The organism is Neorhizobium petrolearium, from assembly GCF_029854435.1.
GTDB classification, from domain to species: Bacteria; Pseudomonadota; Alphaproteobacteria; order Rhizobiales; family Rhizobiaceae; genus Neorhizobium; species Neorhizobium petrolearium.
The window spans coordinates 397,193-419,201 of sequence record NZ_CP123000.1 but is presented as its reverse complement, the minus strand read 5'-3'; the positions used below and the strand labels follow the sequence as shown (position 1 = coordinate 419,201).

Below are 22,009 nucleotides of genomic sequence, written 5' to 3'. Positions count from 1 at the left end.
TGCCCGCGCCGCAATTACAGTCGCACCCATGAGTTTCTTTGAAAGCCTCCTCCTTCTGGTGCTGGTCGCGATCGTGCTGCTGCAGGTTTCGCGCCGCCTCTCCGTGCCCTATCCTTCCATGCTCGCCCTGGCGGGCGCGGCCGTCGCGCTGGTTCCCGGCACGCCATACATTTCCCTCGACCCGGCCACAGCACTCGCCCTGTTCATCGCACCGGCGCTGTTCGATGCCGCTTTCGATTTTCCGGTGGGCGTCGCGCGCCGCTTCTGGCCGCCGCTCGTCGTCTTCGCCGTGGGTGGCGTCGTTGTGACGGCGGCGGCAGTCGCATTCTTTGGCTGGGCTTTCGCCGGCCTGCCGCTCGCCGCAGCGCTGGTGCTGGGCGCGATCGTCGCGCCGCCCGACGCGGCGGCGGCGACCGCGGTACTGTCTGCCATGTCGATCCCCCGCAGCACGGATACGGTCCTGCGCGGCGAAAGCCTCTTCAACGACGCCGCAGCACTCCTGATCTTCGACGCCGCGCTCGCCATCCAGTCGGCGGGCGGCCTCGACATGCCCATCGCCTTGCACCTCACGATTGCCGTTCCCGGCGGCATCCTGCTCGGAATCATAGCCGCAACGCTGGTCCGGCACCTGGCGCGCTTCGTCTCCGGCACGCTTGGCGGAAACCTCCTGCAGTTCGTGCAGACCTTCCTCCTGTGGGTCATCGCCGAACGTCTCGGTCTTTCGGCCGTGCTCGCCATCGTCGCCTTCGCGATGACGCTGGCGTACAGCAACAGGACGCCGACCTCGGTGCGGATGCGGGTGCAGTCCTATGCGGTCTGGAGCGCCGTTGTCTTCGTGCTGAACGTGATGGCCTTTCTTCTGATGGGCATGCAGGTTCGCGATATCGTCGGAGGAATGTCAGCAGACCGTCTCGGAGAGGCGATCCGTTTTGCTCTGATTACCGTCGTCATCGTCATCCTGGTGCGTTTCGTGGTCTATGTGGGCTTCAACCGCCTGCAGGCCTGGCGTGCGCGCCGCCGCGGCGTACCGGAACCAGCCTCCGTCAAACAGGCGCTGCTTGCCAGCTGGTGCGGCATGCGCGGACTTGTGACACTTGCGACGGCCTTCGCCTTGCCGGCCTCATTCCCCGAACGCGATATTGTCGTCCTGACGGCCTTCGCCGTCGTACTTGCCACGCTGGTCGTCCAGGGGCTGACGCTTGCGCCGATCATCAGATGGCTCGGTCTCGACCGCCGCCAGAAAGGGCTTGGCGAACTCGCTGCCCGTCGCAGCGAAATAGCGTTTGCAGGGTTCTCGAGACTCGACGGAGCAGTGGAGGACGAAGCGGAACTGCTGCGCGCAAAATTCCGCCTGGAGCAGGAGGCCGTGTCCGCGACGTCGCTCGAAACCTATCGCCGGCTGGCGCTCGATGCCATCGTCGCCCAGCGGGAGGCGCTCGAAGGACTTCGCGCCGCCGGCCATCTCAATGTCGACGAATACAATCTTCTCCTGGAGGAAATCGACTGGCGCGAACTTTCCGTCCTGCCGGAGAACGCGCGGCGGATCGAGGAGATATGAACTCCTTCAAGGCCTCCCCGGCTTTGACATGACGAAAACGTGCGCGCCGGACTGCGTCCTCCGCGTTCACAAATCGGCAACAAACCGTCCACGATTGTTCATCTTCCGAATACGGATTAAAACGGGCAAATATGCAGGCAGAGAAATTCAACCGCCTGTCGAGACACAGGCACTGAACCGGAGCTTCCAAATGTCTTCCACCGCCACTACCAACAATTCCCTGCTTCTCGCCGCCCGCGTCCTGCTGGCGATCATGTTCATCACGTCCGGCTTCCAGAAGCTCATCGACCCCTCTGGCACCGCCGGCATGATCACCGGCGCCGGCATTCCCGCGGCCGCGTTGCTCGCCTATGTCGCCGGCCTCTTCGAGTTGGTGGCCGGTCTTGCCGTCCTCACCGGTTTCCAGACCAAGATCGCCGCTATCCTGCTTGCCCTTTTCTGCCTGTTCACCGCCTTCGTCTTCCATAACGGCGCGATCAACATTCCCGGCTTCACGCCGGAAGCGAACGGCCTGCTGACTGTCTTCAATGGCCTGATCTTCTGGAAGAACGTCTCGCTTGCAGGCGGCTTCCTGGCTCTCGCCGCCGCCGGCGCCGGCGCCTACTCGATCGACGCCCGCCGCGGTTCGGTCGCAATTAACGCTTAACTTGCCAGCATTCCCTGCCCTGGACTGATCCGCCGGACCTCGCGTCCGGCGGATTTCTTGTCTCTAATCCTTTTCACGGGCCGGCAATTCGCCGATCTGCGAAAGCCAGGCCGGCGAGGAGCGGCACCAGACCTGCCGCTGCGGTTTCAGCTCCATCCGTTGGTCGATGCTGCCCCAGCGGATGCCCCAGATCTTCGAAGCCTCCCCCTCGCCGTTGACGAAGAGCTGCGAGCCACATTCCGGGCAGAAATACTGGAGCCGGCCGCGCCCGCTTTCGGCCGTCTTTCGGTATTGCTTCGGCGGCTCGCCGGTGAGCTTCAAATCGCTTTCCGGAACGACCGCCGTCACTCGAAAAGGCGAGCCGGTAAGTTTCTGGCAATCGGTACAGTGGCAGATGGCGACCCGCTGCGGATCGAGCTCGGCCTCATAGGTCACATAGCCGCAATGGCATCCGCCGGTGATGTGCATGCATCTTCCTCCCCGTTGAAACTTTAAAGCACGCCGCGGACCGCCTCCACGATCTGCGCCACTCGCGGATCATCCTCGTGATCCGGCTTGCGGGCTCTCACCAGGCAGGCCTCGGATTTCAGGATCACCCCATCCGACAGGATCTTCAGATGGTTCGCCCGAAGCGTCGAGCCCGTCGAGGTAATATCGACGATGATATCCGCCTGGCCAGCCGCCGGCGCGCCTTCCGTGGCGCCGAGGCTTTCCACGATGCGGTAGAGCTGGATGCCATGCTGGCTTGAAAAGAACTGCTGCGTGAGCCGCCAGTATTTCGTGGCGATCTGCAACCGGCGGCCATGGCGGGCGCGGAAATCCGCGGCCACGTCGCCGAGATCGGCCATGGTCTCCACGTCGAGCCAGATTTCCGGCACGGCGACCACGACATCCGCCTGGCCGAAGCCCAGGCGAGCGCAGAACTCGACGCGTCCGTCGGCGCCTGCCATGCCCTCACGCACAAGATCTTCGCCGGTCACGCCGAAATCCACCGCGCCGCTTGCGAGTTCCCGTGCAATCTCGGAGGCCGACAGGTAGGCGATCTCGACGCCGTCCATTCCTTCAATGCGGCCGCGATAGGAGCGGTCGTTGCCGACGGCGGAAATCGCAAGCCCGGCGCGTTCGAAAATCGCGGCGGTGTCTTCCTTGATGCGGCCCTTGGACGGCAGGGCAATCGTAATGACGCTCATTGAACGCTCTTTTCTTCGCGCGGCGGGTCCGCCCGAAAACCGGCCTCCACTTTTCGGCCCGCCGCGGCACCCCTCGCCGCTTCAATTCGATCGAGCCAGAGCGAGAAACCGACGGCCGGAATATGATCCTTCGCCCCGAGCAGGGTCAGCAGCCGGTCGAAGCGGCCGCCGCCGGCCAGAACGGCAGGCGAGCCTTCTTCCGTCACCTCGAAGACGAGGCCAGTGTAATAGTCGAGCGGGCGGCCGAAGGCGGCACGATAGGTCATGGCCGAAAGGTCCGCACCGGCATTGGCAAGCGCCGCCAGACGCGCGTCGAAAAGTGCTGCCGCCGGCCCGAGTTTCAGATCGGCGGCATCGGCGAAGCCGGCAAGCGCCGCCGGCGCCTCCGCGAGCGGAAGCTGAAGCGTCAGGAATTCACGCAGCAGCAGCAGCGCTGTGCCGTCGAGCCGCGTCTCGGCGAGTTCCAGCTTTTCCTTGAGCCGCCTTGCGATCTCGGCCGGCGAGCGGCTGGCATTGGTGGAATAGCCGGTCTCCTGCATGGTGCGATCGATGCGCGACACCAGTTCCGCCTCGTTGCCGGAGGCCAGGAGCCCGGCGATCTCGGGATCGAGACCGGTGACCGGCTGCGGCCGGGCAAGCCGTTCCAACAGCGCTTCGAGATGCGCCATGTCGCCGAAGGCATGGATCAGCCGCCGCTGCCAGCCGAACGGCAGGCCGAGCGCGTTCACCACCGCCTCGAATACCGCCTGATCGCCCAGCGTCACCCCGAGTTTGCGGCCGGGCAGCAGCGCCTTCAAGATGCCGGCCGCGTCGCCCACGGCGCGGGCATCGGCGCTGGCGATGTCCTTGTCGCCGAGGTCTTCAATGCCGGCCTGGTAGAATTCATAGGCGCCTTCGCGGCGCTGACGGAACACCTCGCCGAGATAGGAATAACGCTTCGGCGTGCCGGTGGCCGTCTCGATATGGCGAAGGCAGACGGGAATGGTGAATTCCGGTCGCAGGCAGAGGTTCGCGCCCGTCTCGCTCTCGGTCAAGAAGATGCGGCGGCGCAAGTCCTCGCCGGCCATGTCGAGAAAAGGCTCGGCCGGCTGGATGACCGGCGTGTTCACCCGCTCGGTGCGGCGAGCGGCGAATTCGGCGAGGAGATCGCCAGAAAACTCCGGCATGTCGATCAGGGGCATGGGATTGCTCCCACCATGCCACGCAGCCCCCCTCTGTCCTGCCGGACATCTCCCCCTCGAGTGGGGAGATCACAAGCGGCACGACCGTCGTTTCCGAGGGGTGGCTGCAGGGAAGGAGACGTCAGATTGAAGGCGAAGAGAGGGCCACCAGCCGATCTCCCCCCTTGAGGGGGAGATGCCCGGCAGGGCAGAGGGGGGTAACACTCACGCATCCTTCGCCCTTCTGCGATCCTCGGCCTGAGCGGCGAGAATCTCCCTCACCTTGGCGACCAGTTCCGCCTCGGGAACGGTTTCCTGGGCCACGCGCGCCTCGCGCCAGGCCGCATTGTCTTCGATCTCGCCGGAGAGCCGCTTGCCCTCGATCAGGTCCTTGATCTGCACGACGCCCTCAGCGCGTTCGTCACCGCCCTGGATGATGGCAATCGGGCAGCCGCGACGGTCGGCATATTTCAACTGGTTGCCGAACTTCTTCCAGTTGCCCTGGTACATTTCGGCGCGGATGCCGGCATTGCGCAGGTCCTGCGTGAAGCGCTGGTAGCGGCCCATGCTTTCCACATCGCCGTCCATGACGGTGACCAGAACCGGGGCGACCGCCTCGTCCCGGCCGAGCTTGCCGAGGTTCTTCAGCGCCGTCATCAGGCGCGAGACACCGATCGAAAAGCCCGTCGCCGGAACCGGCTGGCCCATGAAGCGCGAGACAAGCCCGTCATACCGCCCGCCGCCGCCGACGGAGCCGAACACGACTTCTTCGCCCTTCTCGTTGGTAACGTCGAAGGTGAGCTCGGCTTCAAAAACCGGGCCGGTGTAGTATTCGAGGCCGCGGATAATAGTGGTATTTATCGCGATACGATCAGGGCCATAGCCCGATTGCTCAAACAGATTGAGCATCAATTCAAGCTCTTCAATTCCAGCAGCTCCGCTTGGCGTCGCACCTACGATCAACCGAGCAGCTTCAATCGAATTCCAAGAATTGTCGACCCACAGAATGCTGTCTTCCTTTGAGGGCCGTCCTACTAGAGGTCGAACGCGACTCCGAGATTGATCAGCGGGGACCATGGTTGATCCGGCCAGAAATGGAATGATTAGTTTGATCTGCTCGGAATTTAGCCCCGCCCCCTTGGTACGGTCGCCACTTTCATCTGTACGTCCATCCCCAAGAAGGAGGAGAACCCCCTCGGTTCCGAATTTATCGTGCTTATCGAGAGCACGAAGAACAGCGAGTTTCTGCGTGGGATCGTCAACTCCGATCGCCTCCATGACGCCATCCAGAACCTTGCGGTTGTTCACCCGGATCACGTAATCGCCACGCTTGATGCCCAGCGCTTCCATGGTGTCGGCCATCATCATGCACATTTCGGCATCCGCCTGGACGCCCGCCGCGCCGACCGTATCGGCATCGAACTGCATGAACTGGCGGAAACGGCCGGGACCCGGTTTCTCGTTGCGGAAGACGTAGCCGGCGCGATAGGTGCGGTAGGGAAGCTGGATCTCGTTGAAATTCTCCGCGACATGGCGGGCGAGCGGCGCTGTCAGGTCGTAGCGCAGGCTCATCCACTGATCGTCGTCGTCCTGCAGCGAGAACACGCCTTCGTTCGGGCGGTCGGCATCCGGCAGGAATTTTCCGAGCGCATCGGTATATTCGAACATCGGTGTCTCGACCGGATCGAAACCGTAGCGCTCGTAGACCTCGCGGATCTTCTCGATCATCTCGTTGGTGGCATGGATATCGGCACTGGTGCGATCGACGAAGCCGCGCGGCAGGCGGGCTTTGAGTTTCTGCGGTTTTTGTCTCTTGTCGCTCATGATCGAAATTCCATTGCCGTCGGCCGGAAAGGCCGGATTTGTGAGCGGTTTCTTAGAGGATAGAGGCACCAGCGGCAAGGGCGATGGGTGGCGAAGTGTTCGGGAGAATGCTATATATTCCGGCATGAAAGGGCAAAGGCCATGAACAAACGCGTCACGATCGAAATGCCGGACGAAATGCACAAGCTGATCGCCGAATACGCCGCGGAAGCCGGTGCCGAGCCGGATACCTATATGCGCGACGTGCTGGAACAGCATCTCGAAGATCTGCATGACATTGCGCTTGCGGAAGCCGCAATGGAGCGGATTCGCAACGGCGAGCGGACCTATACACTGGAAGAAGTGAAGCGCGAACTTGGCCTGGACGATTGAGTTACGGGATAGCGCGCGGAAGCAACTAAAGCATCTCGCCCACCACGATGCAGCGCGCATTATCTCATTTCTTGAAGAGCGTGTCGCGACACACGAAAATCCCAGAGAACTTGGCGCGGCGCTGAAAGGGCACGTCCTTGGCGGGTACTGGCGCTACCGCGTCGGCGACTATCGCATCATCTGCGAAATCCAGGATCAGCGGCTCGTCGTGCTGGTGATCGAGATCGGTCATCGGCGCGAAGTCTATCGCTGACTTATGCTCCTCGAAGCTGTTCAATATGCCGCGACCCATGCGGTCACGCCGAAAGCGTTTCGTCCCTTCATCCGATCCTCCGTCAGCCTGTGGTCGCGGGCCGGGCGATGCGCGAAAGCCTGGGCGCCGCATGAGGAGAACTGCAAGGCCTTCATTCGGGAAACGACAGACGGCATGAAGCAGAAGCGCACCGCTGTCGTGCTCGGCTCGGGCCTGTTGCGGGACGTGCCGATCAAAGAATTGTCGAAACAATTCGACACGATCGTGCTGGTCGACCTCGTGCATCTGGCGAGCGTCAGGATGTGGCTGAAAGCCGGGCGTTTCCGGAATGCCCGGCTGATTTCCCGCGATCTCTCGGGGTTCGAGGATGCCGTTGCAGGCAAGCCCGTCGAGCCGCTCGCGTTCCTCCGGCAAGTGCCGTATCTCGACCTTGTCGTCTCGGCAAACATCCTGTCACAGATCGGGGTCGGGGCGAAACGGCGGCTGGAGAGGGAAAAACGGCCGGGCAAAGATGAAATCGTGAGAGCATTGATCCTCGCCCATCTCGATGGCCTGACCACCCTGCCCTGCCGGACAGTGCTCCTGACCGACACCAACTATCGCGTCACCGATCGCAAAGAAATCGTGCGCGAAGAGGCCGACCTGCTCTGCGGCTTGCCGGCGCCGATCGCGAAACGGAAATGGATCTGGCCGGTCGCGCCTTACGGCGAGCTCAGCCGCGATTGCCAGGCGATCCATGAGGTCATCGCCCGGTCATCATCATAGCGTGATCTTCACATGGTTGATTTCCATGCCGGCCATCTTAGATCTAAGCCCATGTCGCGTATCGCCGCCGTTTTCATGTTCTTCGCTTGGCTTCTCTACGGGGCCATGCCCGCCATGGCGACGTCTTCGGTGCTCGTATCGGGAAAGCAACCTCCTCCGATCGTGCATGACCATTCGCAACATCGCGGCCATGGCCAGCACGAGCACGGCAGGACGATTGAAACTTCCCAAACCGCCCATATGCACGGCGACACCAAGCAACCCTGCCCGCATGGCGCAAAGGCCTGCGCGGCACCCTTCTGCGCCGTATGCGTGACGCTCCTGCCGAATGTCGCGACCGGCGATGCCGGCCGTATCATCCATGCCTATCCCGCGCCGGCCGTCGAACAGGCACTCGTCTCGCCTGTTCCCGCGCCGCTGACACCCCCTCCCCGCGCCTGATCGAATATCGGATCACTTCATCTTCAATTTCCATCGGACACGGGAAAGGAAATACCATGTCTCAGAAAACCATATTCATCGCCGCCGCTCTTGCGGTTCTGGTCTCAAGTCCGCTCGCAGCCCAGCAGATGATGGACCACTCCAACATGAAGAACATGCCCATGGCGAATTCCGGCGCGGCTGCCGAAACCCCTGCCACCAAGGGCTACACGGCCGCCAACGAGAAGATGCACCAGGACATGGCGGTCGAATATTCGGGCGATGCGGATGTCGATTTCGTGCGCAGCATGATCCCGCATCACCAGGGCGCGATCGACATGGCCAAGGTCGAGCTCGAATACGGCAAGGATCCGGAAATCCGCAAGCTCGCCGAAGCGGTCATCAAGGCGCAGGAGGCGGAAATCGCCGAAATGCAGGCCTGGCTGAAAGCACACGGCAAGTAACAACGCCTAACAACACCGCGCCGGGCACGCCGAACCGCTTGCCCGGCGTCTTCTTTTTCGCCATATCAACGCATGGAGGCAATGGACCCATGCGCCCGATTACCGCGATCGGCTTCGATGCCGACGATACGCTCTGGCAGAACGAACAATATTACCGGCTGACGGAAGAGCATTTCCAGAAGCTGCTCGGCGATTTCGCCGAGGGGCCGCATATTTCCGAGCGCCTGCTGGAGGCGGAAAAACGCAACCTCGCCCAATACGGATTCGGCATCAAGGGTTTCACCTTGTCGATGATCGAGACGGCGATCGAGATCACCGACGGCAAGGTGCCGACCCGGACGATCGGCGAAATCCTCGATATCGGCCGCGGCCTCCTCAGCCATCCCGTCGAGACCCTGCCGCATGTGGAAGAGACGCTTGAGGCGCTGAACGGCGAATACCTTCTGGTGCTGATCACCAAGGGCGACCTTTTCGACCAGGAGCGCAAGCTCGCCCAATCCGGCCTCGGCGATTTCTTCGATGCGGTGGAGATCGTCAGCGACAAGAACGCCACGACCTATCGCCGCATCTTCTCGAAGGTGGCAGACGGGCCGGAACGGGCGATGATGGTCGGCAATTCGCTGAAGTCAGACATCGTGCCGGCGATCGCCGCTGGCTCCTATGGCGTCTTCGTGCCGCATGCGCTGACATGGGCCCTGGAGCATGTGGACGCGCCGGCCGAAGCGCCGCGCTTCCGCCAGATCGAACATCTCGGCGAGCTTTCGGCGATACTCGCCAAAATCACGGGCGCTTGAACTTCAGCCGCAGGTCCTCGACCTCGCGCTGACAAAAACAGCCGTCGAGATGGTCATTCACGAGGCCCATGGCCTGCATGAAAGCGTAGACTGTCGTCGGACCGACGAAAGTCCAGCCGCGCTTCTTCAGGGCTTTCGACAGGTTTACGGAAACCGGCGTGGTGGGGTTGGCGCGCAGCGTCTCGAGATCCATCGCCTCGGGTCGCTCGTGGGAGCCTGGCTCGAAACCCCAGAAGTATTTTGCAAGCGATCCGAACTCGTGCTTGAGTTCGATGGCGCGGGCCGCGTTGTTGATGGTCGAGACGATCTTGCCGCGGTGGCGGACGATGCCGGTATCGGCAAGCAGCCGGGCAACATCTTCCTCGCCGAAGCGCGCCACTTTCTCGAAGTCAAAGCCGGCAAAGGCGGCGCGGAAATTCTCGCGCTTCCTCAGGATGGTCAGCCAGGATAAGCCGGATTGGAAACCCTCCAGGCAGATCTTCTCGAACAGTCGGAAATCGTCGGTGACCGGACGACCCCATTCCTCGTCATGATAACGGCGGTAGTCCTCCAACCCGCCATGCCAGAAACAGCGGCCCCTGCCGTCGTCGCCGATGATGATTCCCGCCTTTTCCATTCCCGATTCCCTGCCGTTAACCGCTTTTGTCATCGCTTTAGCACTGGTCAACCATGTTTCCAAACCGGTCGGTAACCCTGCCAAAAGGTTTATGGGCTGCGTGCGTTTCGGTGCGCCACCCGTTTACCATTCGCTTTCACCTCGCGCCCACCATGAGCGCCAACGCGGGCATTCTTTTTCAAGAGATTCGCCCGGTCGGTGATTTGTAACGCGTGGACCCGATCATGAAGAAAACCCTGTTCCTGGCCTTCGGCCTTGCAGCCGCCCTGTGCGGCAATGCCTTCGCAAACGACCGATATCGCGAGCGCCCACCCGTCATCGTCAGCCCCGATCTCGCGGCCCCATGGGTGATGCAGCTTGCGGGGCCGAACGCCCGACCGGTCGTCTATCCGCGCCAGGCCGCCCAGCCGCGCGTCATCTACCGGCAGCGCGAAGCGCGAACTGTGCAGCGACGCGGTATCTTCGATCAGGGTCGCGCACAACCGGTCGCCATGCGGCCGCAACCGATCCGCGGCCGGATCGAACCGCAATTCCTGCCGCAAATGGTCGCCTACGAGACCGGAGAGAAGCCCGGCACGATCGTCATCGACACCAATAACCGCTTCCTCTACCTCGTGACAGGCAACGGCCAAGCCCGCCGCTACGGCGTCGGCGTCGGCAAGCCGGGGTTCGAATGGGCCGGCGCGCACAGAATCACACGGAAGGCCGAATGGCCGAACTGGACGCCGCCGAAGGAGATGATCCAGCGCGAGGCCGCCAAGGGCCATTACCTGCCGGCGCGCATGGACGGCGGGCCGGAAAACCCGCTCGGCGCGCGCGCCATGTATCTCGGCTCGACCCTTTACCGCATCCACGGCACCAATGCCCCCTGGACGATCGGCAGCGCGGTTTCTTCCGGCTGCATCCGCATGCGCAACGAGGACGTTGTCGACCTCTACGAGCGCGTCAACGTCGGCACCAAGGTCATCGTGATGTAACCTCCTGAACGGCGGAAAGTGAGGCGGGGAGGACACAGTCCTGCCGCCTTCTGGCCATCACATCTTCTTTATCCGGCCTGCGACATCTTGCTTTGGCGATGGAGTCGGCTAGCCTCGCTGATCCTGAAATTGAAGAGGACGAGGGAATGAGGAGAGGCAGGATCCTCGCAATGGCCATGGGGATGGCCGGCGCGATTTTTTTCACCGCTCAGAATGCAAGCGCGATCGGGCCGGCCGTACGGCATGCCGAACGCCCGGCAAGCGACGTCACCCTGGTGGCGCAGCGCAAGGAACTGCCGGAGAAATACAAGCGCCGCGTGGTGCGCTTCTCGACGACGGAAAGGCCCGGCACGATCATCGTCGATACCAACAACAAGTTCCTTTATTATATCGAGGGTCCCAATCGCGCGACTCGCTACGGCATCGGCGTCGGCCGCGACGGCTTCGGCTGGTCGGGGGTCGTGAACGTCGGCCGCAAGGCGGAATGGCCCTCCTGGACGCCGCCGGCGGAAATGCGTGCCCGCGAGCGTCGTGCCGGTCGCATCCTGCCCGCCGTGCAGGAAGGCGGCATCGACAACCCGCTCGGCGCCCGCGCACTCTATCTCTACAAAGGCGGTCGCGACACCATCTTCCGCATCCACGGCACCAATCAGCCATGGACGATCGGGCTCAACATGTCGTCGGGCTGCATCCGCATGATGAACAAGGACGTGGAGCATCTCTACGCCCGCGCCGACATCGGCACCAGGGTCATCGTCATCGGCCCCGGCAACCGCCATGGCAACGTGAATTACGAAGATCGCGGCATCGACATTTTCCGCACTATTTTCGGCGGCTGACAACGTGTCGCAACCACAAAAAGGGCGGCAAACCGCCCTTTTTCATTGCTTTAGGCTTCATTAACCATAACTCATCTAGCTTCGTCGATAACTGGTGCAAAAAAGGCACAGACCCGCGAAGCGTCCGCCGCTAAGGTACATCACCAAAACCAATTTCTGCAGGCCGATTCATGCGCAAGCTTCTTTCGATTTCTCTGGTCTCCACGGCTCTGACAGCCGCTGCTTTCGCACCGGCTTATGCGGCCGATCCCGCAGTCTCCGAAGCACCCTATGTCGCTCCGGTTCAGACAAGCAGCGGCGGCTGGGAAATCTCCGCCTACGGCGGCTACCAGTTCTCGCCCCACTCGGATGTCGATGTTTCCGACCAGGCCGACTTCACGGCCGGCTGGGATACGAAGCCGTTCAACATGCCGCCCTATTGGGGTATCCGCGGCACCTACTGGTTCGAAGGCGGCGCGCTCTCGAACTGGGGCGTCTCGCTCGACTATACTCATGCCAAGGTCTATGCAGACGACGAGACATTTACCAAGTCCGGCGGCTGGACCGTTTTCGAATTCACTGACGGCCTCAACCTTCTGACGCTGAACGCGCTCTACAAGTTCCCGATCGAGGGCAGCAAGTGGACGCCCTATGTCGGCGCGGGCGTCGGTATCAACGTTCCGCATGTGGAAGTCACCCGCGCAAGCGGCCGTACATTCGACTACCAATTCGGCGGCGCGACCATCCAGGCCCAGGCCGGCGTCCGCTACCAGTTCACCGAGAATTGGTCGGCCTTTGCCGAATACAAGGGCAACTATTCCTGGATCGACGTGGATATCGACAGCGGCGCTTCGCTGCAGACCAATATCCTCACCCACGCGATCAACTTCGGCGTGTCCTACAAGTTCTGAGGCCTGAGACCTGCGAACCAGAAAGCCGGCGAAGTTGCCGGCTTTTTTTATTTGAACGGACTTTATTTCGTCGGCAGCTTTTCCGGCCTGGGGCCGCCATAGGCCCAATCGAGCAGCTCGACCGTGTGAAGGATCGGGATTTCCGTGCCGGTGGCGATCTGGATGATGCAGCCGATATTGCCGGTGGCGATAACATCGGGTTTGGTGGCCTCGATGTTTCTCACCTTGCGCGCCTTCAACTGCGCCGATATCTCCGACTGCAGGATGTTATACGTGCCGGCCGAACCGCAGCAGAGATGCCCTTCCGCCGGATCGCGAACAGTGAAGCCGGCCGCCTTCAGGAGGTTCTTCGGAAGAGCCGTGATCTTCTGGCCGTGCTGCATCGAACAGGCCGAGTGATAGGCAACGTTGAGCCGCTTCGGCTCCAGCTTCGGCAGATCGAGTGTCGCGAGATATTCGGTGATGTCCTTTGCAAGCGCCGACACCCTTGCCGCCTTTTCGGCATAGGCTGAATCGAGGCGCAGCATATGACCGTAATCCTTGATCGTCGTGCCGCAGCCCGATGCGGTGATGATGACGGCGTCGAGTCCACCCCTATCGATCTCGCGGGTCCAGACATCGACATTGCGGCGGGCGAAATCGAGCGCCTCATTTTCCCGGCCCATATGATGCACCAGTGCGCCGCAGCAGCCTTCCCCCTCCGGCACTACGACGTCGATGCCAAGCCGGGCCAGCAGCCGCAGCGTCGCATCATTGATGCCGGGATCGAGCACCGGCTGGGCGCAGCCGGACAGGATCGCGACGCGGCCGCGTTTCTCCGCCTGCGCCGGATAGGTCCCTCGCCTTGTCGCGTCGGAAGCCTTCGCTGCAGTCTTCGGTGCAAGGTCCAGCATGGCGCCGAGCGGCTTCAGGGCCGATACGCGCTTCAGCATCGGCGCAAGCGGGCGACCGAGCTTCGCGAGGATGAGGGCCGCGCGAAAACGCTGCGGATAAGGCAGAACGGCCGCAAGAAGGTTGCGGATCAGCCGATCAATCAGCGGGCGTCTGTAGGTGTTCTCGATGTGGATGCGGGCATGATCGACCAGATGCATGTAATCGACGCCGGAGGGACAGGTCGTCATGCAGGCAAGGCAGGACAGACAGCGATCGATATGGGTGACGACCTCCTGATCGGCGGGCCGGCCGTTTTCCAGCATGCCCTTGATGAGGTAGATGCGCCCGCGCGGGCTGTCGAGTTCGTTGCCAAGCGTCACATAGGTGGGACAGGTGGCGGTGCAGAAGCCGCAATGCACGCAGCGGCGCAGGATCTTTTCGGATTCGGCCACATGCGGATCGGCAAGCTGTTCGGGCGTGAAGGAGGTCTGCATTAGGAGGCTCCTCGCGAGGTCGCGGGCGCATGCCCCTCTCTGGCCTGCCGGCCATCTCCCCCACAGGTGGGGAGACTGGCAGGACGCGCCGGCATCGCTCCAACTGCGATGTTTGCTATGGACGAGACGTGACACCGAGTCGATCTCCCCCCTTGTGGGGGAGATGGCCGGCAGGCCAGAGGGGGGTGAGAGGGGATAACGATCATTAGGTCTACCACCCCATCTTGCCTGCGCTAAAAATACCGGCCGGATCGAGTTTCTGCTTTACGCGAGCCGAAAGCGCCGCCACCGCATCCGGCAGCGGCTCGAAGGCCGGTGTCTCGGCCCGCACCGCATCGGAAGCGCGCATGAGCGTCGCATGGCCGCCGCCAAGTGCGCGGATATAACGACGCAATAATTCTGCCTCCGGATCGGCCTCCATGCGCATCCAGATCAACCCTCCCTGCCAGTCGTAGAAGGCATCGACGCCCGCTTCCAGCCGGAGTGCAGCGACAAGCTGATGACCCGCTGATGGTGCGACCGAAACGTGCCAGAGCGGCTTCTGCGTACCGTCGGCATAGGGGTGGACGTCGCGGATTTCGTGCCAGAGCTTCTGACTTTCCTCCATGCCGAGCCGCGCAATCGGGCCGAAGGCCTCCATGACGGCGGCGAGCTTTTCCGCACGCACGGAAACGGAGGCAGAAAGCCCTTCGAGGCGCAGCACGGTCGCCTCCCCTTCCGGCAGCGCGCCGCCGATGAATCGATAACGGACGGTTTGCGGCAGATGCGCCGCACCCGAAACCTCGACCGGCAACGCTATGGCGGCGGCCATGGCCTTCGCAGCTGCCGCATCGTCCAGTCCGGAAATGACGATCGTCTCCACCGCCTGCGGCACCGGCAGGACCCGGAAGGTTACCTCGGTCAGAAAACCCAGCGTGCCGTGCGAGCCGGCGAGCAGCTTCACCAGGTCGAGACCGGTGACGTTCTTCATCACCCGACCGCCGGCGCGGATCGCTTCTCCCTTGCCGTTGATGAAACGGATGCCGAGCAGGCTGTCGCGTGCCGCTCCCGCTACGAAGCGACGCGGCCCGGAGACGTTGGCAGCAAAGACGCCGCCAATCGTCGGCTCGCCGGTCGTGCCCATGATGCCGCGATGATCCATCGGCTCGAATGCCATCATCTGCCTGTTTGCCGCGAGCACCGCCTCGATTTCTGCGACAGGCGTGCCGGCTTTCGCCGTCATGACCATTTCCGCAGGCTCGTAATCGACGATGCCGGACAGTCCCCGGGCGCTCAGCACCTCATCGCTCGAAACGGGATTGCCGAATCCGCTCCGGGTATTGCCTCCGCAGAGCGCGAGCCTGGTGCCCTGAGCCGCGGCATTGCGGACGACGTAGACCGCGTCCGTTTCGTTATGCGGTATCAGCATTCTAAGCACCCCCCTCTACCCTGCCGGGCATCTCCCCCTCAAGGGGGGAGATCGGATAGCAGCGATGCCTCGCTCCAAACATAGGCTTCGAGCTGCCGAAGCGATGCTGAAAACGACAGATGTTTCGGGAAGCCGGTGCGTCTTGCCGATCTCCCCCCTTGAGGGGGAGATGCCCGGCAGGGCAGAGGGGGGTAAGGTCGCCAGCCGCAAGGACGGCGGAAGAAACGGTACACATGAAATTCACGCTCTTCCCTCGAGAGGGAAGACTTTCGACGGATTGAGGATCCAGTCTTCATCGAAGGCAGAGCGCACCGCCATCTGCTGGGCAAGCTCGGCTTCCGAATACTGATGCCGCATCAGGTCGCGCTTCTCGATGCCGACGCCGTGTTCGCCGGTCAGGCAACCGCCGGCATCGACGCAGAGCTTGAGGATCTCATTGCCGGCCTCTTCAGCTTTCGCCGCATCCTCCGGATCGTTGGCGTTGAACAGGATCAGCGGATGCATGTTGCCGTCGCCGGCATGGAAGACGTTGGCGACCCTCAGCCCGTACCGTTCAATGATCTCGGACGTCTTGTTGAGCACATAGGAGAGTTTCCCAAGCGGCACGGTGCCGTCCATGCAGATATAATCGGCGATGCGGCCCGTCGCACCGAAGGCCGACTTGCGGCCCTTCCAGATGAGCGCCGCTTCCGTCGCCGACTGGCACTCGCGCACGGTTTTCACATCGTGGCGGCGGGCAATCTCGACGATGCCTGCGAGCATCGTATCCATCTCGGCTTCAGAGCCCTCGACTTCGACGATCAGCAGCGCCCCGACATCAAGCGGATAACCCGCCTGGGCGAATGCCTCGCAGATCTCGATCGCCGGCTTGTCCATGAATTCGATCGCAACCGGAATGATGCCCGCGCCGATGATGTCCGTCACGCAAGCACCAGCCGCCTCCGACGTCTCGAAACCGAAGAGCACAGGCCGCGCACCTTCCGGCTTGGCGATCAGCCTCACCGTGGCTTCCGTAACGATACCGAGCTGGCCTTCCGAACCGCAGACGAGGCCGAGCAGATCGTAGCCCGCCGCGTCCAGATGCTTGCCGCCGAGATCGATCACCGTGCCGTCCACCAGCACCATCTTGACGCCGAGCAGGTTATTGGTCGTGACACCGTATTTCAGACAGTGCGCGCCGCCGGAGTTCATGCCGATATTGCCGCCGATTGTACAGGCGAGCTGCGAGCTCGGGTCCGGCGCATAAAAGAAGCCGTCGACACCGACGGTCTCGGAAATGCTCAAATTCGTGACACCCGCCTGCACAATGGCAGTGCGGTTGGCATAGTCCACTTCCAGGACGCGCGACATCCTGGACAAGCCGAGCACGACCGCATCTTCCTGCGGAATTGCCCCGCCCGAAAGCGAGGTGCCCGCGCCGCGCGGCACGACCGGAATGCCATAACGATGGCAATATCTCATGACGGCGGCCACTTGCGCCGTTGTCCTCGGCAGGACCACCGCCAGGGGCAGACGCCGATAGGAGATGAAGGCATCGGTCTCAAACGGAACCAGCTCGCGCGGCTCATGCACGAGACAGTCTGCCGGCAGGAGATCGGTGAGATCGGCGATAATGGCCGCCCGCCGCGAAAGGACCGCCGGACGTGGCGGCAGAAAGCGAATAGCTTCGGACACGGCAACCTCCCTTTGCAATTCAAGCCGCCTGTTCTTTTCTCCCATCCTATTTCACGATCAGGCCGCTGCTTCAACTTTCTTCGTCGTATTTGTCGCAATCACGCCATGCAGATCCACGATGCCGTTATAAAGTGAACAGGTGTGCAATTTATCAGTTGACCTTAAACAAGGCGGGCCCGAAAATAATCTTCATCTTAGCGAACCTTCCGCCATGATTCTCGTTCAAAACGGTTGTGCTCAGCTCGTTAAGCTTCAGGCAATCCCTATATTAGTAAAATGTCGTTCACTCGGAGGTATCGCGGAAATTGGGTTTCATGAATCAGGTCACCGGCAATCTTCGGTTGATGCTGCAGCGGCCGCCGCGGCAGCAATATGCCGCGCTGTGCTACCGGATGAAGAAGAAGCAGGGACAGCTTGAAGTCCTCGTTGCCACAAGCCGCGATACCGGTCGCTGGGTCATTCCCAAGGGCTGGCCGATGACAGGCAAGAAGGCCTATCAGGTTGCCGAACGCGAAGCCTTCGAAGAGGTCGGCGTCAAGGGCAAGATAGGGAAGGAACCACTCGGCTACTACAACTATCGAAAGACACTCACCAACGGTCTGAAGATACCTGTCCAGGTGCAAGTTCATGCGCTGGAAGTGACCGAATGCCTCAAGAGCTTTCCCGAAAAGGGTTCGCGAACCCTGGAATGGGTTTCCTGCGAGGAAGCCGCCAATCGCGTCCACGAGCCGGAACTGAAGATTCTCCTCCTGCAGTTCGCCGAAAAAATGCAGCCGCGCATTCCGCCGCTGCCGACCAAGGCGGCGAGCTAAGCTCCGCACGTTCCAATATTGCCTTCATGAGCCATTGCCATTAGGCGGTGGGCCACGATTTCTTCGCGAGGTGGAGAATGGCCGGGCCACCGTTTTACACCTCGCGTATCACCCAGGGATGATTAAATGGGCCAAAGGCGGCCGCGTCTGGCGAAGCCGACGCTCGACAAGGATCTGGAAAAGTTATCCTCGGTGGAGGAAGCCGCGCGGCAGACGTCGCGCCGGCTTGCCGCACCGGGTACGGCACTGCTTTTCATCGTCCTCGTCGCGATCTTTGCCGCATCCTACGTGACGGGCAAGCCCGGTGCCGTGGTCGTCATCGCCGCATCCGGAATTGCCGCCTACATGGCGATGAATATCGGCGCCAACGATGTGACGAACAATATCGGCGCCGCGGTCGGCGCACGTGCCATGAGCATGGCCTTCGGCCTTGGGCTTGCCGCCGTCTTCGAGGTGGCGGGCGCGGTGATCGCGGGCCGGGGTGTCGCCAACACAGTCGCCAACAACATCATGCAAGGCAGCATGATAGCCAGCCCGGAAATCCTGATCTGGGCCATGATGGCGGCTCTGCTCTCCGCCGCCATCCTTATCAATGTCGCAACCTGGTTCGGCGCGCCGGTCTCCACCACGCATTCCATCGTCGGCGGCGTCATGGGCGCCGGAATAGCGGCCGCCGGCCTTTCGGCGATCAACTGGGGAACGATCGCCGGCATCACCGCCAGCTGGGTTTTCTTACCAATCCTCGGTGCGGTCATCGCCGCAGCACTGCTCTTCCTCATCAAGGAAACCATCATCTACCAGGAGGACAAGATCGCCTCGGCCAAGAAATGGGTGCCGGTGCTGATCGGTCTCATGACGGGGGCTTTCGCAGGGTTTCTCTCGCTGATCGGATTGGGCCAGCTCGTGCATGTGTCGGTTCCGGTCGCAACACTGATTGCGGTGGCGACCGGCCTGGCTGCATGGCGGCTCCTGATCCCGGTGATTGCCCGGCAGGCCGAGGGGCTCGAAAACCGCAATCAATCACTCAGGAAACTTTTCCGCGTCCCCCTCGTCTTTTCCGCCGCGCTCATGTCCTTTGCGCATGGAGCCAATGACGTCTCCAACGCGATCGGGCCGCTTGCGGCCATTGTCGCGGCGGCGCAACGCGGCGTCACCGGAAGCGTCCACGTCCCGCTCTGGGAGCTGGTGATCGGCGGGCTGGGCATCTCGCTCGGACTGCTGCTGTTCGGACCGAAACTGGTCAGGCTGGTGGGTACAGAGATCACCAGGCTCAATCCGATGCGCGCCTATTGCGTGTCGCTCTCGACCGCGCTGACGGTGATCATCGCCTCGTGGATTGGCCTGCCGGTGTCTTCGACGCATATTGCCGTGGGCGCTGTGTTCGGCGTCGGCTTCTTCCGCGAGTGGTATACGCGCTATTCCCGCCGTCGTCTCGACTATATACGGATGCGCTCCGGCAAGGAGCTTGACATGACCGAGCCCTTCGAACGCAACGACGAAGAGTTAAAACGGCGTTTTCTGGTGCGGCGCTCGCATCTGCTGACCATCGTCGCCGCATGGGTGATCACGCTTCCCGCCGCAGCCACCCTTGCGGCAATGCTCGCGACGGCTATGTTCGCGCTGTTTATCTGACCAGGACGAACGGAATATCCATGCGCGCCAACTTCCGGATGCAAAGGCTGTTCATCGAAGCGCCGCTCGGGGCCGGCGTCCGGCACGAAGTATCGGCCGAGCAGTTCAACTATCTCGCCAATGTGCTCAGGATGGCCGAAGGGGCGGAAATTCTCGTCTTCAACGGCCGTGACGGCGAGTGGAAGACGAAGCTCACCTTTCCGACGCGCAAGAAGATCATACTGGAAGCACTCGAACAGACCCGGCCGCAGCCGCCTGCGCCTGACCTTTATTACCTGTTCGCGCCGCTGAAGGTCGGGCGGCTGGACTATATCGTCCAGAAAGCGGTGGAGATGGGCGCCGGGCTCCTGCAGCCCGTCATGACCCAGCACGTGCAGGGCAAGATCACCAGCCTGGACCGGCTTCAGGCAAATGTGATCGAGGCCGCCGAACAGTGCGGCATATTGTCGATCCCCGGCGTGGCAGCGCCGAAGAAGCTTGGCGACCTTCTGGAAAAATGGCCGGCGGACCGGCGCATCATCTTCTGCGACGAGGGTGACGAAGGACAGAACCCGCTGCCGATCCTTTCCACCGTCAAGGAGACGAAACTGGCGTTGCTGGTCGGCCCGGAAGGCGGGTTTTCCGACGAGGAAAGGACAGCGCTGCGGTCCTTGCCCTTCGTCACGGCCATCCCACTCGGACCGCGGATTTTGCGCGCGGATACCGCAGCGGTGGCCGCGCTTGCGGTCATCCAGGCGGCGATCGGCGACTGGCGGTGACACGCTTGACACAGTGGCTTTGAAATTCTGAATCTATCTTGAAAGAAATTCACTTGCACCGCACATCAATCCGGTCCAAGCAGCCGGCATTCGTACGATTTTGGCGTCCAGATCCGGCATTCCGAACAAGGTAATTTTCATGGCGCGTGACACCACCGACCAGACACCGCTCTCCTCGGTGTCCGAGCTTTCCGCCTACCTGGCCAAGGGACCGCGGGCGAAGGAAGACTTCCGCATCGGTACGGAGCACGAGAAATTCGCCTTTTTCCAGGCGGATCACCGCCCTGTTCCCTATTTTGGCGATGCCAGCATCTCCGCACTCCTGAAGGGCATGGAGGCGAAGCTCGGCTGGGAGCCGATCATGGATGGCGAGAACATCATCGGGCTCGGCGAGCATTCAGGTATGGGTGCCATCTCGATCGAACCGGGCGGCCAGTTCGAGCTTTCGGGCGCGCCGCTCGAGACCATCCACCAGACCTGTCGCGAATCAAACCAGCATCTGGCCCTCCTCAAGGAGATCGCCGAGCCGATGGGCATCCGCTTCCTCGGCATGGGCGGCAGCCCGAAATGGTCGTTTGAGGAAACGCCGCGCATGCCGAAATCCCGCTACGGGATCATGACGCGCTACATGCCGAAGGTCGGCTCGCAAGGCCTCGACATGATGTACCGCACCTGCACGATCCAGGTGAACCTCGACTTCTCCTCCGAAGAGGATATGGCCCGGAAGATGCAGGTTTCGATGAAGCTGCAGTCGATCGCGACCGCGCTTTTCGCCTCCTCCCCCTTTACCGAGGGAAAGCCGAACGGCCTGCTTTCCTGGCGCGGCGACATCTGGCGCGACACCGACAATCGGCGTGCCGGCATATTGCCTTTCGTCTTCAAGCCGGATTTCGGTTTCGACGACTATGTCGAATGGGCGCTCGATGTGCCGATGTACTTCGTCGTCCGGGACGGCAGATATCACGACTGCACGCATGTCACCTTCCGCCAGTTCATGAACGGCGCCCTGAAGGGCGAAATCAGCGACTGGGAGCCCACGATGGGCGACTGGACCAATCATCTCTCCACTCTTTTCCCGGAGGTGCGGCTGAAGCGCTTCCTCGAAATGCGCGGCGCCGATGGCGGTCCTTGGCGGCGCATCTGCGCGCTGCCGGCCTTCTGGGTCGGCCTGCTTTACGACGACACCGCGCTTGCCGATGCCGAAGCCCTGACGCAGGACTGGACCGTCGAGGACGTCACCGCCATGCGTGATACGGTGCCGGCAAAGGCGCTCAAGGCCGAGATCAAGGGCAGACCTGTCCTGGATGTCGCGCGCGAGGTCGTCGCGATTTCCAAGGCCGGCCTGAAGGCGCGCAACCGGCTGAACGGCGAAGGCCAGGACGAAAGCATATTTCTGCAGCCGATCGAGGAAGTGCTCGCCAAGAAGGCGACGATGGCTGAAGACATGCTGGCACTCTATCACGGCCGCTGGAACGGTTCCGTCGATCCTGTTTTCGAGGAATATCAGTATTGAGCAACTGAGACCGGTTCTAAAAACCGGTTTCCGCTTACGCTTTTCCGGCTATAGTGTTCGTTACACGCAAGCGGAAA

Annotated in this window: 23 protein-coding genes; 15 read left to right on the top strand and 8 right to left on the bottom strand. The window is 62.0% G+C overall.

Annotated features, from left to right (window positions below; translation table 11 throughout):
* Nucleotides 1-28 precede the first annotated feature (28 nt).
* Nucleotides 29-1,558 carry a cation:proton antiporter gene (locus QEO92_RS02185; protein WP_227702005.1) on the top strand — a complete coding sequence of 510 codons (1,530 nt, stop codon included), beginning with the start codon at nt 29-31 and terminating at the stop codon, nt 1,556-1,558.
* A gap of 190 nt (nt 1,559-1,748) precedes the next feature.
* On the top strand, nt 1,749-2,204 hold the full coding sequence (locus QEO92_RS02180; protein WP_227702004.1) for a DoxX family protein: 456 nt from the start codon (nt 1,749-1,751) through the stop codon (nt 2,202-2,204).
* 63 nt (nt 2,205-2,267) lie between these two features.
* On the opposite strand, the gene QEO92_RS02175 is transcribed toward QEO92_RS02180, so the two are convergent.
* The 4 genes from QEO92_RS02175 to hisS all read right to left on the bottom strand — a co-directional run bounded on the left by QEO92_RS02175 (nt 2,268) and on the right by hisS (nt 6,378).
* Nucleotides 2,268-2,672 carry a GFA family protein gene (locus QEO92_RS02175; RefSeq protein WP_037158415.1) on the bottom strand — a complete coding sequence of 135 codons (405 nt, stop codon included), beginning with the start codon at nt 2,670-2,672 and terminating at the stop codon, nt 2,268-2,270.
* 23 nt (nt 2,673-2,695) lie between these two features.
* Nucleotides 2,696-3,394 (bottom strand): ATP phosphoribosyltransferase, encoded by a 699-nt coding sequence (gene hisG, locus QEO92_RS02170; RefSeq protein ID WP_227702003.1) that lies wholly within the window; start codon nt 3,392-3,394, stop codon nt 2,696-2,698.
* Nucleotides 3,391-4,575, bottom strand: a complete 1,185-nt coding sequence (locus QEO92_RS02165; protein ID WP_227702002.1) for an ATP phosphoribosyltransferase regulatory subunit — start codon at nt 4,573-4,575, stop codon at nt 3,391-3,393. Before QEO92_RS02165 ends, hisG begins: the two co-directional genes overlap by 4 nt.
* A gap of 204 nt (nt 4,576-4,779) precedes the next feature.
* Entirely contained in the window at nt 4,780-6,378 is a 1,599-nt protein-coding gene (hisS, locus tag QEO92_RS02160) for a histidine--tRNA ligase (protein ID WP_227702001.1), read from the bottom strand.
* Nucleotides 6,379-6,519: 141 nt separating this feature from the next.
* On the opposite strand from hisS, the gene relB reads away from it, so the two are divergent.
* The 6 genes from relB to QEO92_RS02130 all read left to right on the top strand — a co-directional run bounded on the left by relB (nt 6,520) and on the right by QEO92_RS02130 (nt 9,446).
* The gene (relB, locus tag QEO92_RS02155; protein ID WP_037158427.1) at nt 6,520-6,750 is read left to right on the top strand and encodes a type II toxin-antitoxin system RelB family antitoxin; all 231 of its coding nucleotides are present in this window, start codon (nt 6,520-6,522) and stop codon (nt 6,748-6,750) included.
* Nucleotides 6,734-7,003, top strand: a complete 270-nt coding sequence (locus tag QEO92_RS02150) for a type II toxin-antitoxin system RelE family toxin (protein ID WP_037158430.1) — start codon at nt 6,734-6,736, stop codon at nt 7,001-7,003. The genes relB and QEO92_RS02150 overlap by 17 nt, the downstream gene beginning before the upstream one ends.
* 3 nt (nt 7,004-7,006) lie before the next feature.
* Nucleotides 7,007-7,768 carry a hypothetical protein gene (locus tag QEO92_RS02145; protein ID WP_037158433.1) on the top strand — a complete coding sequence of 254 codons (762 nt, stop codon included), beginning with the start codon at nt 7,007-7,009 and terminating at the stop codon, nt 7,766-7,768.
* A gap of 51 nt (nt 7,769-7,819) precedes the next feature.
* Complete coding sequence (locus tag QEO92_RS02140) at nt 7,820-8,209, top strand: hypothetical protein (protein WP_152601288.1); 390 nt, start codon at nt 7,820-7,822, stop codon at nt 8,207-8,209.
* Nucleotides 8,210-8,265: 56 nt separating this feature from the next.
* Complete coding sequence (gene copM, locus QEO92_RS02135) at nt 8,266-8,652, top strand: CopM family metallochaperone (protein WP_227702000.1); 387 nt, start codon at nt 8,266-8,268, stop codon at nt 8,650-8,652.
* Nucleotides 8,653-8,741: 89 nt separating this feature from the next.
* Nucleotides 8,742-9,446, top strand: a complete 705-nt coding sequence (locus tag QEO92_RS02130) for an HAD family hydrolase (protein ID WP_037158442.1) — start codon at nt 8,742-8,744, stop codon at nt 9,444-9,446.
* Here the strand turns inward: QEO92_RS02130 and QEO92_RS02125 are convergent.
* Nucleotides 9,433-10,062 (bottom strand): DNA-3-methyladenine glycosylase I, encoded by a 630-nt coding sequence (locus QEO92_RS02125; RefSeq protein ID WP_227701999.1) that lies wholly within the window; start codon nt 10,060-10,062, stop codon nt 9,433-9,435. The two genes, QEO92_RS02130 and QEO92_RS02125, sit on opposite strands and share 14 nt — an antisense overlap.
* Before the next feature lie 221 nt (nt 10,063-10,283).
* On the opposite strand from QEO92_RS02125, the gene QEO92_RS02120 reads away from it, so the two are divergent.
* The 3 genes from QEO92_RS02120 to QEO92_RS02110 all read left to right on the top strand — a co-directional run bounded on the left by QEO92_RS02120 (nt 10,284) and on the right by QEO92_RS02110 (nt 12,768).
* A complete protein-coding gene (locus tag QEO92_RS02120) occupies nt 10,284-11,039 on the top strand; it encodes a L,D-transpeptidase (protein WP_037159886.1) in 756 nt (251 codons plus the stop codon).
* A 182-nt stretch (nt 11,040-11,221) separates the two neighbouring features.
* Nucleotides 11,222-11,878 carry a L,D-transpeptidase gene (locus QEO92_RS02115; protein ID WP_407722032.1) on the top strand — a complete coding sequence of 219 codons (657 nt, stop codon included), beginning with the start codon at nt 11,222-11,224 and terminating at the stop codon, nt 11,876-11,878.
* Nucleotides 11,879-12,048: 170 nt separating this feature from the next.
* Complete coding sequence (locus QEO92_RS02110; protein ID WP_227701997.1) at nt 12,049-12,768, top strand: outer membrane protein; 720 nt, start codon at nt 12,049-12,051, stop codon at nt 12,766-12,768.
* 62 nt (nt 12,769-12,830) lie between these two features.
* Here the strand turns inward: QEO92_RS02110 and glcF are convergent, their stop codons facing one another.
* The 3 genes from glcF to QEO92_RS02095 form a co-directional block, all read right to left on the bottom strand.
* Nucleotides 12,831-14,135 (bottom strand): glycolate oxidase subunit GlcF, encoded by a 1,305-nt coding sequence (gene glcF / locus QEO92_RS02105; RefSeq protein ID WP_227701996.1) that lies wholly within the window; start codon nt 14,133-14,135, stop codon nt 12,831-12,833.
* Nucleotides 14,136-14,346: 211 nt separating this feature from the next.
* Nucleotides 14,347-15,543, bottom strand: a complete 1,197-nt coding sequence (gene glcE, locus QEO92_RS02100) for a glycolate oxidase subunit GlcE (RefSeq protein ID WP_037158458.1) — start codon at nt 15,541-15,543, stop codon at nt 14,347-14,349.
* 240 nt (nt 15,544-15,783) lie between these two features.
* Complete coding sequence (locus QEO92_RS02095) at nt 15,784-17,217, bottom strand: FAD-binding oxidoreductase (protein WP_227701995.1); 1,434 nt, start codon at nt 17,215-17,217, stop codon at nt 15,784-15,786.
* A 305-nt stretch (nt 17,218-17,522) separates the two neighbouring features.
* On the opposite strand from QEO92_RS02095, the gene QEO92_RS02090 reads away from it, so the two are divergent.
* The 4 genes from QEO92_RS02090 to QEO92_RS02075 all read left to right on the top strand — a co-directional run bounded on the left by QEO92_RS02090 (nt 17,523) and on the right by QEO92_RS02075 (nt 21,932).
* The gene (locus tag QEO92_RS02090; RefSeq protein ID WP_200884015.1) at nt 17,523-18,029 is read left to right on the top strand and encodes an NUDIX hydrolase; all 507 of its coding nucleotides are present in this window, start codon (nt 17,523-17,525) and stop codon (nt 18,027-18,029) included.
* A gap of 126 nt (nt 18,030-18,155) precedes the next feature.
* Nucleotides 18,156-19,661, top strand: a complete 1,506-nt coding sequence (locus QEO92_RS02085; protein ID WP_227701994.1) for an inorganic phosphate transporter — start codon at nt 18,156-18,158, stop codon at nt 19,659-19,661.
* Between the two features lie 20 nt (nt 19,662-19,681).
* Nucleotides 19,682-20,419 (top strand): 16S rRNA (uracil(1498)-N(3))-methyltransferase, encoded by a 738-nt coding sequence (locus tag QEO92_RS02080; protein ID WP_227701993.1) that lies wholly within the window; start codon nt 19,682-19,684, stop codon nt 20,417-20,419.
* A gap of 139 nt (nt 20,420-20,558) precedes the next feature.
* Complete coding sequence (locus QEO92_RS02075; protein ID WP_227701992.1) at nt 20,559-21,932, top strand: glutamate--cysteine ligase; 1,374 nt, start codon at nt 20,559-20,561, stop codon at nt 21,930-21,932.
* The last annotated feature ends 77 nt before the right edge of the window (nt 21,933-22,009 follow it).